Here is an 11,914-nt window from a genome sequence, read left to right as displayed (position 1 = left end):
ACCATGACCGCTCTCGACCCCACCGACCGCGTGCGCGACCTGCACGCCCGGATGACCCTCGAGGAGAAGCTCGCCCAGCTGGTGGGCTACTGGGTGGACAAAGGCGACGAGGTCGTCGCGCCGATGGCCGGCGAGCTGGGCAATGCGGCGCCGTACCAGGAGGCGACCGAGCACGGGCTCGGCCAGCTCACCCGCGTGTACGGCACCCGGCCGGTGGAGCCTGCCGAGCGCGCCGCCTGGCTGTGGGGCGAGCAGCGTCGGCTGGTCGAGCAGACGCGGCTCGGCATCCCGGCCCTCGTCCACGAGGAGTGCCTGACCGGGCTGGCGGCCTGGAAGGCCGCGACGTTCCCGACGCCGCTCGCGTGGGGCGCCTCGTTCGACCCGGTGCTGGTGGAGCGGATGGCCGCCCTGATCGGCGGCTCCATGCGCGAGCTGGGCATCCACCAGGGCCTGGCCCCGGTGCTCGACGTCATCCGCGACCCGCGCTGGGGACGCGTGGACGAGTGCATCGCCGAGGACCCGTACGTGGTCGGCACGATCGGCACCGCGTACGTGCGCGGGCTGCAGTCCGCCGGCGTGCACGCGACCCTCAAGCACTTCGTCGGCTACTCGGCCTCGCAGGCCGGCCGCAACCACGCCCCGGTGCACGCGGGTACCAGGGAGGTGCGGGATGTGCTGCTCCCGCCGTTCGAGATGGCGGTCCGGGACGGCGGGGTGCGGTCGGTGATGAACTCGTACGCCGAGATCGACGGCGTGCCCGTCGCCGCGAACCCCGAGTACCTGACGGGCGTGCTGCGCGACGAGTGGGGCTTCGACGGGGTCGTGGTCTCCGACTACTTCTCGGTCGACTTCCTCCGCACGATGCACGCGGTCGCGGCCGATCGGGGCGAGGCGGCCGAGCTGGCCCTCGCCGCCGGCATCGACGTGGAGCTGCCGACCGGCGACGCCTTCCTCGAGCCGCTCGCCGCACGGGTGCGCGCCGGGCAGACCGACGAGGCGCTCGTCGACCAGGCCGTGCTGCGGGTGCTGGCGCAGAAGGAGGAGCTCGGGCTGCTGGACGAGACCTTCGCCGAGCCCCCGGCCTCCATCGACCTCGACACCCCGGAGCACCGTGCCGTCGCGCGGCAGCTGGCGGAGGAGTCGGTGGTGCTGCTGACGAACGACGGCCTGCTGCCCCTGGACACGCGCCCGGCGACCCGCCGCATCGCGGTGCTCGGACCCAACGCCGACGCCGCCGAGGCGCTGATGGGCTGCTACTCCTTCGCCAACCATGTGCTGGCGCATCATCCGGAGGTCCCCCTGGGCTTCGATATCCCCTCGCTGCTGGAGGCGGTGACGGCGGAGTTCTCCGAGTCCGCTGTCGCGCACGTGCGCGGGTGCGACGTGGAGGGCGACGACCGGTCCGGCTTCGCGCACGCCGTCGAGGCGGCCGAGGCCGCGGAGGTGGCGATCGTCGTGGTCGGCGACCGCGCCGGGCTCTTCGGGCGCGGGACCGTGGGCGAGGGCAACGACGTGGAGAGCCTCGAGCTGCCCGGGGTGCAGCGCGAACTGGTGCAGGCCGTCGTGCGCACCGGGACCCCCGTCGTGATGGTCGTGCTCTCCGGCCGGCCGTACGCGCTCGACTGGGCCGTCGGCGACCTCCACCCCGACGACGGAGCACCGGCCGCCGTCGTGCAGGCGTTCTTCCCCGGCGAGGAGGGCGGGGCGACCATCGCCTCCGTGCTCTCCGGCCGGGTGTCCCCCTCGGGACGGCTGCCCGTGTCGCTTCCGCGGTCCGCGGGCGCCCAGCCCTACTCGTACCTCCACCCCCGGCTGGGCGGCCCCACCGAGATCACGAGCGCGGACAGCACGCCCACGCTGCCCTTCGGCCACGGCCTGACGTACACCTCGTTCGAGCACAGCGAGCTCGCGGTGGAGGCGGAGGTCGCGGCCGGCGAGGCGTTCACGGCGACCGTCCGCGTGCGCAACAGCGGCGACCGCGCGGGCACGGACGTCGTGCAGCTCTACGGCCACGACGTGAGCGCGAGCGTCACCCGGCCCGTCGCCCAGCTGCTGGGCTATCAGCGCGTCGAGCTCGAGGCGGGCGAGGAGGCCGTGGTGCGATTCACCGTGCCGTCGACGCGGCTGGCCTTCACTGATCGCCGATTCCGGCGGATCGTGGAACCGGGTGCGGTCGACCTGTGGGTCGGCGCCTCCTGTGCGGACCGCGCGACGACGGCGACCGTCGTCGTCGCCGGCGACGTGCACGAGGTCACGCCGGACCACCAGCGCTTCGTGGCCGTCTCGATCGAACGCGAGTCGATCGAGGGGTTGGCACTGGACGAGCCCGTGTCCGGCCTGGTATAAGTTTATCGAAACAACAAATCACCGATGACGCTGAAGGAAAGCAGAACCATGAGCCTCACCCCCACCCGCGCCGACAAGTTCTCGTTCGGACTGTGGACGATCGGCTACAACGGCACCGACCCGTTCGGCGGCCCGACCCGCCCCCAGCTCGATGTGGTCGAGGCGGTGACCAAGCTCAGCGAGCTCGGTGCCTACGGCCTCACCTTCCACGACGACGACCTGTTCGCGTTCGGCTCCACCGACGCCGAGCGGCAGACCCAGATCGACCGCCTCAAGCAGGCCCTCGCCGACACCGGCCTCATCGTGCCGATGGTCACCACCAACCTCTTCAGCGCCCCGGTCTTCAAGGACGGCGGCTTCACCTCCAACGACCGCTCCGTGCGCCGCTTCGCCCTGCGCAAGGTGCTGCGCAACCTCGACCTCGCCGCCGAGCTCGGCGCCAAGACGTTCGTGATGTGGGGCGGTCGCGAGGGCGCCGAGTACGACTCCGCCAAGAACATCGGCGCCGCGCTCGAGCGCTACCGCGAGGCCGTCAACCTGCTCGGCGACTACGTCACCGACAAGGGCTACGACATCCGCTTCGCCATCGAGCCGAAGCCGAACGAGCCCCGCGGCGACATCCTGCTGCCGACGGTCGGCCACGCGCTCGCCTTCATCAACTCGCTCGAGCGCCCGGAACTCGTCGGCCTCAACCCCGAGGTCGGACACGAGCAGATGGCGGGCCTGAACTTCGCCGCCGGCATCGCGCAGGCGCTCTACCACGGCAAGCTCTACCACATCGACCTCAACGGGCAGCGCGGCATCAAGTACGACCAGGACCTCGTCTTCGGTCACGGCGACCTCCAGAACGCCTTCGCCCTGGTCGACCTGCTCGAGAACGGCGGCCCGAACGGCGGCCAGGCCTACGAAGGCCCACGCCACTTCGACTACAAGCCGTCGCGCACCGAGGACGCGACGGGCGTCTGGGACTCCGCCGCGGCGAACATGCGCACCTACCTGCTGCTCAAGGAGCGCGCGGCCGCCTTCCGCGCCGACCCCGAGGTGCAGGAGGCGCTCGAGGCCGCCAAGGTCAACGAGCTGTCGCAGACGACGCTCGGCGCCGGCGAGAGCTACGACGACCTGCTCGCCGACCGCAGCGCCTACGAGGACTTCGACGCGAGCGCCTACTTCGGCGGCAAGGGCTTCGGCTTCGTGCGCCTGCAGCAGCTGGCGCTCGAGCACCTCCTGAACGCCCGCTGACCCCTCCCCCACCCCGCTTCACCGTCGAGGTGCACGTCGTGGCGCTCATCCCTGCGAGGATGACGACCACGACGTGCACCTCGATCGATCGTTAGGACACAGTGACGTGACACTCGTCGCCGGCGTCGACTCCTCGACGCAGAGCTGCAAGGTGGTCGTGCGCGACCTGGAGACCGGCGCGCTCGTGCGCAGCGGCCGGGCCGCCCATCCCGACGGCACCGAGGTCGCGCCCGCCGCCTGGTGGAGCGCCCTGCAGGAGGCGCTGGCCGCCGCCGGCGGACTCGACGACGTGGCCGCGATCTCCATCGCCGGGCAGCAGCACGGGATGGTCGTGCTCGACGCGGAGGGGCGCGTCATCCGCGACGCCCTGCTCTGGAACGACACCCGCTCGGCGCAGGCCGCCCGCGACCTGATCGACGAGGTCGGCGCGGACGCGTACGCCGAGCGCGTCGGCGTCGTGCCGGTCGCCTCCTTCACCGCCACCAAGCTGCGCTGGCTGCGGGAGGCGGAGCCCGCGAACGCCGCGCGCGTCGCCGCCGTCGCCCTCCCGCACGACTGGCTGACCTGGCGGCTGCGCGGCTACGGCCCCGCCGACGAGAGCCAGCTCGGACCGGATCTGGAGGCACTGACCACCGACCGTTCCGACGCCAGCGGCACCGCCTACTGGAGCGCGCGCACCGGTGAGTACGACCTGGATCTGTTCTCGCGCGCCCTCGGCGTGGCGGGCCGGGAGGCCGGCGGCACGTCGGACGGCGATCCGGGAGCCGATGCCGGAGCACCCGGCGTGGTGCTTCCCCGTGTGCTCGGGCCGGGCGAGGCCGCCGGCCGCACCCCGTCCGGTGTGCTCGTGGGCCCGGGAGCGGGCGACAACGCCGGCGCCGCGCTGGGCCTCGGTGCCGCGGACGGCGACGTCGTCGTCTCCATCGGCACCAGCGGCACGGTCTTCGCCGTCACCGACACCCCGTCCGCCGACCCGACGGGAACGGTCGCCGGCTTCGCCGACGCGAGCGGGCTCTCCCTGCCGCTCATCGCCACGCTCAACGCGGCCCGTGTGCTCGACGCGATCGCGCGCCTCCTGAACCTCGACCACGACGGCCTCGCCGAACTCGCCCTCACCGCCGAGCCCGGTGCCGGCGGCGTGGTGCTCGTGCCCTATTTCGAGGGCGAGCGCACCCCCAATCTCCCGGACGCGAAGGCTGGTCTGCACGGCCTGACCCTCGCCTCCACCACCCCCGCCAACCTCGCCCGCGCGGCGATCGAGGGGATGCTGTGCGGGCTGGCCGACGGCCTCGACGCCGTGCGCGGGGTCGGCGTGACCGAGCAGCGCATCCTGCTGATCGGCGGCGCAGCGCAGAACCCGGCCGTCGCCGCGGTGGCCGCACAGGTCTTCGACGCGCCCGTCGTCATCCCGGCGCCCGGGGAGTACGTCGCCGACGGCGGTGCGGTGCAGGCCGCGTGGGCGCTGACCGGCGAGCGTCCGGTGTGGACGGTGGAGGCGGCGGATCCGCTCCCCGTCGACACCCGCGCCGTGATCCGCGAGCAGTACGCGGCCGCGCGGCCGTAGGCGCCCGCGGCGCCATCGGAGGAGATCCGTCCCTCCCCACCCCGAACCTCCTCCGTTCCCGGTCGACACGCCGTCACCGTGATGGGATCTCCTCCCTTGGCCACGCCGTGGGCAACGGAGGAGGCGCGGCGCGACACGCCCGGATCGGGCAGGGAACGGAGGGGATGCGCGAGCGGTGGTCACGGAACTCCTCCGTTGCCTGCCGCGGAGGCGGCCGGGTCAGTCGGCGACGCGGGACGCGAGGGCGGCGCCGGCGGCGCGGGCCCAGCGGAGCGGGTCGGCCAGGGCAGCGTCGGTGCCGCCGGCCAGGTCGGTGAGGGCGACGGCGTCGGCGAAGCCGTGTGGCTCCGCGGTGATCGCCCCGGCGGCGAGCAGCACCGGGATGCCGGCCCGGCGCGCGAGTGCGGCGACGTGGTCCGGCGCTTTGCCGGAGGCCGACTGGCTGTCGTAGCGGCCCTCCCCCGTGATGACGAGGTCGGCCGCCGCGATGCGCTCCGGCAGTCCGAGCGCGTCGGCGACGGCCGCCGCTCCCGGGGCCATCGTCGCGCCCCACACCCGCAGGCCGTACCCGGTGCCCCCCGCGGCCCCTGTGCCCGGCTCGTCGACGGATACCCCGATCGGCCCCAACGTGCCGTTACCGCCCGCGGCCTCCAGCACCGCCGCCAGCCGCGCGAGCCCGGCGTCGAGCTCCCGGACATCTTCCGGAGTCGCGCCCTTCTGCGGCCCGAAGACCGCCGCAGCGCCGTCCGACCCCAGCAGCGGACTGGTCACGTCGCTCAGGATGCGCGCGCCACCGGCGGGCAGCGCCCGGAGGCCGGAGAGATCCGCCCGCGCCAGCTGCGCCAGGCCGCGGTTGCCGGGCGCGACCGGCTGGCCGCCCGCATCAAGCAACCGGGCGCCGAGCGCGGTCAGCGCCCCGGCGCCGCCGTCGGTCGAGGCGCTCCCCCCGATCGCGAGGAGCAGGGAGGTCGCCCCGGCGTCGAGCGCAGCGGCGATGGCCTGGCCGAACCCGACCGTGTGGGCGTCGAAGGGCGCGGGAGCCCGCAGCAGTCCCAGTCCGCTGGTCGCGGCGAGCTCCACGACCGCCGCGCCGTCGGGCAGCGCCAGCCAGGCCGCGTCCACCGCTTCGCCGGACGGGCCGAGCACGCGCACCGGCTGCCGCTGCGAACCGGGCACGGCGACGGCGAACGCGTCCAGCGTCCCCTCGCCGCCGTCGGCCGTGGGGGCGAGCACCACCGTGTCCCCCGGCCGCACGCTGTGCCAGCCCTCGCCGAGCGCCTCCGCCACCTCGGCGGCCGTGGCGGAGCCCTTGAACGAGTCCGGGGCGACGACGACGGTGCGGGCGGTCACGCGTCTCACACTGGCACAGACCGCAGCGGGATGCTGCGCTCGAACGCCCGGACGGTGCGGGCAACGACCTCCTCCGGATCGGCGGCCCAGATGTCGGCGTTGAAGATCTCCACCTCGATGTCGCCGGCGTATCCGGTCGCCTCGACCGCGGCGGTCAGGCTCGCGAAGTCGATGTGGCCGTCGCCCATCATCCCCCGGCCGAGCAGCGCGTCGGCGGGGATCGGGGTGAGGAAGTCGCAGACCTGGTAGCTCGCGATGCGCCCCGCGGCACCGGCGCGGGCGATCTGCTCGAGCACCTGCGGGTCCCACCAGATGTGGAAGGTGTCCACCACCACGCCGACCGACTCCGCCGGGAACGGCTCCGCCAGGTCGAGCGCCTGCCCGAGGGTGGACACGACGGCACGATCGGCCGCGTACATCGGGTGCAGGGCCTCGATGGCGAGGGTCACCCCGGCCGCGCGCGCCTCCGGCTCCAGCTCGGCAAGGGCGTCGCCGACGCGTCCGCGCGCGCCGACGAGATCTGTCGACCCCTCGGGCAGGCCGCCCGCGACGAGCACGAGCACCGCCGCCGAACCGGGAGCGCCGGCCGCGGCGAGCGCGGCCGTCTCCTCGATCGCGCGGCGGTTCTCGTCGATCGCGGCGCGGCGCTCGGCGCCCTCGCGCAGCGTGAAGAACCCGCCGCGGCACAGGCTGGAGACGCGAAGGCCGCTGTCGGCCACCATCCGCGTGGCCTCCGCCAGCCCCACCTCCGCGACGGGCTCGCGCCAGACGCCGATGGCCTCGATGCCGGCCGCCGCGGTCAGGCGCAGCGCGTCGGCCAGGTTCGCGTACTTGATCGTCGCCTGGTTCAGCGACAGTCGCGCCGGGGCGGTCACGCGTCCACCCCGTTCAGGCGCAGCAGATCCGACCAGCGCTGCGCTGCCAGGTCGGGGCGTTCGAGGGCGCCGCACGCTCCGGCGAGCCGCACGATCTCCGAGAGGTGCGGGAGGCTGCGCGCAGCGTGCAGGCCGCCGACCATGGCGAAGGCGTCCTGGTGGCCGTTGAGCCAGGAGAGGAAGGCGACGCCGGTCTTGTAGAAGTAGGTCGGTGCGGCGAACACCTGCCGCGACAGCGCCTCCGTCGGCCCGAGGATGGCGCGGTAGCGCTCGGCGTCGCCCGCGTCGAGCGCCTGGATGGCGGCGGATGCGCTCGGCGCGAGCGCGGCGAACGCACCCAACAGCGCGTCGGAGTGCGCCTCCCCCGTCCCCTCGATCAGCCCGACGTAGTTGAAGTCGTCGCCGGTGAACATCCGCACGCCCTCGGGCAGCCGGGAGCGCAACGCTATCTCGGCCTCCGCGTCGAGGAGGCTCATCTTGATGCCCGCCACTCCGTCGCCGCCCGCCTCGATGATCCGCAGGACCGTGTCGGCGTCGCCGAAGTAGCCCGCCAGCGCCGGGTCGAACGCCTCCCCGAGCCAGTGCAGGACGACCGGGGCGCCCGCCTGCGCCAGCACCGCGCCGTACACACGCTCGTAGTCGGCGGGCGACTGCGCGGCGCGCGCGAGGTGCCGGCTCGCCATGAGCACCACTCCGGCGCCCGCATCCTCGGTGAAGTGCAGCTGCTCGACGTAGGCGTCGATCACGGCGTCGAGGCTGATGACCTCGTCTGCGACGTGGTCGGTGTTCACCCCGGCGACGACCGAGCCACCCACCGCGCGGGCTTCGTCGGCGCTGCGGCGGATGAGCTCGCGGGTCGCGGCGGCGTCGAGCCCCATGTTGCGCTGGGCGGTGTCCATCGCGTCGGCGACCCCGAGGCCCCAGCCGTAGACGTGCCGTCGGAACGCGAGCGTCGCATCCCAGTCGATGTCGGCCGGCGCGCCGGGCACGTTGTCGGCCCAGGGCTTCGGGATGACGTGCGCCGCCGCGTAGGCGACGCGCGACCGCAGCGGGGAGGACGGGCGCTCGGTCACGGCCGGCGCGGCGAGGTCGGCGGTGGAGGTGGTGCCGTCGGCGCCGACCAGGGTGACGGCGCGCACCGCGACGTCGGTCATCGGGCGACCTCGGGCAGGCGCACCTCGGCGAGGTCGATGCGGCGGCCCTCGCGCGACGAGCGGAGGCCCTCCTCCGCGAGCTGCACGCCGCGTGCGCCGGCGAGGAAGTCGAGCGCGTTCGGACCGTCCTCGAGCACGTGGCGCAGGAACTCCTCCCACTGCGTCTTGAAGCCGTTCTCGAAGACGTCGTTGGCGGGAGACTCGATCCAGTCCCCGTCGTAGTCGTGGGCGTCCGCGAGGTCGGGGTTCCACACCGGCTTGGGCGTGGCGTTGCGCGGCTGGATCTTGCAGCCGAAGAGCCCGACGACGGCGCTGCCGTGCGTGCCGTCGACCTGGAACTCGACCAGCTCGTCGCGGTTGACCCGCGTGGTCCAGCTGGAGTTCAGCTGCGCGGTCACGCCGCCGGCCAGCTGGAAGATGGCGTACGCGGCGTCGTCGGCGGTGGCGGCGTACGACCGGCCCTGCTCGTCGACGCGCTGCGGGATCTCGGTGACGGCGTGCGCGTAGACCGACTCGACCCGGCCGAACAGGTTCTCGAGCACGTAGCTCCAGTGCGGGAACATGTCGACGACGATCCCGCCGCCGTCCTCCGCGCGGTAGTTCCAGGAGGGGCGCTGCGCCGCCTGCCAGTCCCCCTCGAACACCCAGTAGCCGAACTCCCCGCGCACCGAGAGGATGCGGCCGAAGAAGCCGGAGTCGATGAGCCGCTTGAGCTTGCGCATCCCGGGCAGGTAGAGCTTGTCGTGCACGACGCCGTTCTTGATGCCGGCCTCGTCGGCGAGACGGGCGAGCTCGAGCGCCTCCTCGAACGACTCGGCGGTCGGCTTCTCGGTGTAGATCGCCTTGCCGGCCGCGATCGCCTTGCGGATCGCCGTGCTGCGCGCCTTCGTGACCAGGAAGTCGGCGTAGATCTGCCAGCGGTCGTCCGCGAGCGCGGCGTCGAGGTCGGTCGTGTAGTCCGGGATGTCGTGGCGCTTGGCGAGCTCGGCGAGCTTCTGCTCGCTCCGGCCGACGAGCAGCGGCTCGACCTGCACCCGCGTGCCGTCGGAGAGCAGCACGCCGCCCTGCTCACGGATCGCGAGGATCGACCGCACCAGGTGCTGCCGGTAGCCCATGCGCCCGGAGACGCCGTTCATGATGATGCCGATCGACGACACGTGTACTCCTTTGTCTCAGCGTGCGATGCGCGCTCCGTCTCGTCCGATTGGAAAGCGCTTACCAGCACGGTACCGGCCCGATCCGGGCGGCGCAAGCCCTGCGCGGCGCCGCGCCGTCCGCCTCCCGCTCACGCCTCCCTGGCCGCAGGAGCCTCGCCGGCGTTCTCCTCCGTGAACGACACCGCGTGGGCCTGCTTGCCGATCGCGGTCAGCACGATCACGGCGATCGCCGCCACCCCGACCGTCGACGCCATCGCCCAGGGGTAGCCCAGCTGCGGCGCCAGCGCCTGCTGGATCGGCAGGTTGAACGCGGCGATGACGTTCCCGAGCTGGTACGTGACTCCGGGGTAGAAGCCGCGGATCGCGTTCGGCGACATCTCGTTCAGATGAGCGGGGATGGCACCCCACGCCCCCTGGGTCGTGAACTGGATGAGCGCGGAGCCCAGGCACAGCATCCCGGCCGTCGTGGAGAAGGCGAAGATCGGGATGATCGGCAGGGTCAGCGCGGCCCCGAGGATGATCGTCGCCTTGCGCCCCCAGCGATCGGACAGCGAGCCGAGGACGATGCACCCGATGATCGCGCCGATGTTGTAGACGACGGCGATCCATCCCGCCGTCGCCGCATCGAGCCCGGCTCCGCCGTTGTCGGTGGCCTTGAGGAAGGTCGGATAGATGTCCTGCGTGCCGTGGCTCATCCAGTTGAAGGCCGCCATCAGGAGCACCAGGTAGACGAACCGGCGGAGCACCGCACCGTCGAAGAAGACCCGGCGGATCGAGCTGCCGCTCGCGCGCAGCTTGTCCCGCGACGTCTCCCACACCTCGGACTCCCGCACGCGCGACCGGATGATCAGCGAGATCAGGGCCGGGAGGATGCTCAGTGCGAACAGCCAGCGCCAGCTCAGCCCGAACACCGAGTGCACGAGGAGGAACGCGAGCGCCGCGAGCAGATAACCCGCCGAGTAGCCGGCCTGCAGGATGCCGGAGTACAGCCCACGACGGGTGCGCGGCACCTTCTCCATCGTCAGTGCGGCGCCGAGGCCCCACTCGCCGCCCATCCCGATCCCATACAGCAGGCGCAGGATGAAGAGCACGGTGAAGTTCGGCGCGAACGCGCAGAGGAAGCCGACGACCGAGTAGAAGCACACGTCGGCGATCAGCGGGATGCGCCGCCCGACCCGGTCGGCCCACACCCCGAACAGGTAGGCGCCGACGGGGCGCATGATGAGCGTGATGGTCGTCAGGAAGGCCATCTGCTCCAGAGGGACCCCGAACTCGGCGCCGATGTCGGCATAGACCAGCACGATGATGAAGTAGTCGAAGGCGTCCATCATCCAGCCCAGCAGCGACGCGGCGAACGCGTTGCGCTGGTCGGGGCTGAGGCGCGGGGAGGCGGCGGTGGTGTCGGACACGATTCTCCTTACGATCGACGATGATCGGTTTCGCGGCGCGAGAGAGCGCTTACCGGAGGGTCACCGTAGACCACCTCCCACGGCTGTCAACCCTGGCGCGGCGTCGTGGAGAGCGCTTACCATCCCGTAGCGTGAACACCAGGAGGACCCCCATGCGAGCACTGATCCTGAGCGGCGCCGGCCGCTACGCCGACCCGTGGCATCCCTTCGCCGAGACCTCGGAGCGTCTGGCCGGGATCCTCCGCGGCCAGGGCCTGGAGGTCGAGACCTCGGAGGACGTCGACGCGCGCCTGGCCGCGCTGACCGAGGACGACCCCGACCTCCTGGTCCTCAACGTCGGCGACCCGGCGCACACGGGCGAGCCTGATCCCGAGGCGGAGGCGCGCGGTCGCGAGGGGCTCCTCGCGTATCTCGGCCGCGGCCACCCGCTGCTGGCGTCGCACGTCACCTCGACGTCGCTCCGCGGCATCCCGGAATGGGAGGCGATCCTCGGCGGAGTCTGGGTGCGCGGCACGACGTTCCACCCGGACCGCGGCCCGGCGACCATCCTGGTGCACCCGGACCGCGACCCCCTCGTCGCCGGGCTGGGCGACTTCACCGTGGTGGACGAGCGCTACACGGACCTGCGGGTCGATCCTGCGGTGGTCGCGCTCGCCTCGCACGAACACGAGGGCCGGGAGCACCCGCTGATCTGGGCGCGGCGCTACGGCGACGCGAAGGTGTTCTACGACGCGCTCGGCCACGACGCGGCGTCGTACGACGCGCCCACGCACCGGCGGATCCTGGAGCGGGCGGTGCGCTGGCTCGTGTCCTGAGCGAC

The 11,914-nt window shown here is 72.9% G+C and carries 9 protein-coding genes; 4 read left to right on the top strand and 5 right to left on the bottom strand.

Going from position 1 to position 11,914, the window contains the following annotated elements; all coding sequences use genetic code 11:
- The first annotated feature begins 3 nt into the window (after window positions 1–3).
- From FHX33_RS15825 to FHX33_RS15815, 3 genes are all read left to right on the top strand, one after another.
- Window positions 4–2,346: a beta-xylosidase/alpha-l-arabinosidase gene (locus FHX33_RS15825; RefSeq protein ID WP_021765253.1), complete on the top strand. Its 2,343-nt coding sequence runs from the start codon at window positions 4–6 to the stop codon at window positions 2,344–2,346.
- Between the two features lie 48 nt (window positions 2,347–2,394).
- Window positions 2,395–3,585 carry a xylose isomerase gene (xylA, locus tag FHX33_RS15820; RefSeq protein WP_039923941.1) on the top strand — a complete coding sequence of 397 codons (1,191 nt, stop codon included), beginning with the start codon at window positions 2,395–2,397 and terminating at the stop codon, window positions 3,583–3,585.
- A 106-nt stretch (window positions 3,586–3,691) separates the two neighbouring features.
- Window positions 3,692–5,149 (top strand): FGGY family carbohydrate kinase, encoded by a 1,458-nt coding sequence (locus FHX33_RS15815; RefSeq protein WP_183428710.1) that lies wholly within the window; start codon window positions 3,692–3,694, stop codon window positions 5,147–5,149.
- Between the two features lie 219 nt (window positions 5,150–5,368).
- Here FHX33_RS15815 and FHX33_RS15810 read toward each other — a convergent pair whose 3' ends face one another.
- The 5 genes from FHX33_RS15810 to FHX33_RS15790 form a co-directional block, all read right to left on the bottom strand.
- Window positions 5,369–6,499 carry a glycerate kinase gene (locus FHX33_RS15810; RefSeq protein ID WP_183428709.1) on the bottom strand — a complete coding sequence of 377 codons (1,131 nt, stop codon included), beginning with the start codon at window positions 6,497–6,499 and terminating at the stop codon, window positions 5,369–5,371.
- A gap of 5 nt (window positions 6,500–6,504) precedes the next feature.
- Window positions 6,505–7,374 (bottom strand): TIM barrel protein, encoded by an 870-nt coding sequence (locus tag FHX33_RS15805; protein WP_183428708.1) that lies wholly within the window; start codon window positions 7,372–7,374, stop codon window positions 6,505–6,507.
- Window positions 7,371–8,528: a dihydrodipicolinate synthase family protein gene (locus FHX33_RS15800; protein ID WP_183428707.1), complete on the bottom strand. Its 1,158-nt coding sequence runs from the start codon at window positions 8,526–8,528 to the stop codon at window positions 7,371–7,373. Before FHX33_RS15800 ends, FHX33_RS15805 begins: the two co-directional genes overlap by 4 nt.
- On the bottom strand, window positions 8,525–9,685 hold the full coding sequence (locus FHX33_RS15795; protein ID WP_021763748.1) for a Gfo/Idh/MocA family protein: 1,161 nt from the start codon (window positions 9,683–9,685) through the stop codon (window positions 8,525–8,527). The genes FHX33_RS15800 and FHX33_RS15795 overlap by 4 nt, the downstream gene beginning before the upstream one ends.
- 128 nt (window positions 9,686–9,813) lie before the next feature.
- Window positions 9,814–11,094: an MFS transporter gene (locus FHX33_RS15790; RefSeq protein ID WP_021763749.1), complete on the bottom strand. Its 1,281-nt coding sequence runs from the start codon at window positions 11,092–11,094 to the stop codon at window positions 9,814–9,816.
- A gap of 152 nt (window positions 11,095–11,246) precedes the next feature.
- Between FHX33_RS15790 and FHX33_RS15785 the strand changes: the two genes are divergently transcribed.
- On the top strand, window positions 11,247–11,909 hold the full coding sequence (locus FHX33_RS15785; RefSeq protein ID WP_021763750.1) for a ThuA domain-containing protein: 663 nt from the start codon (window positions 11,247–11,249) through the stop codon (window positions 11,907–11,909).
- Window positions 11,910–11,914 lie beyond the last annotated feature (5 nt).

Origin of the sequence: Leifsonia aquatica, from assembly GCF_014190775.1 — a bacterium.
Lineage (GTDB): Bacteria > Actinomycetota > Actinomycetes > Actinomycetales > Microbacteriaceae > Leifsonia > Leifsonia aquatica.
Note: the sequence above shows the minus strand (reverse complement) of the source record. Positions and strands in the feature narration are given on the sequence as shown.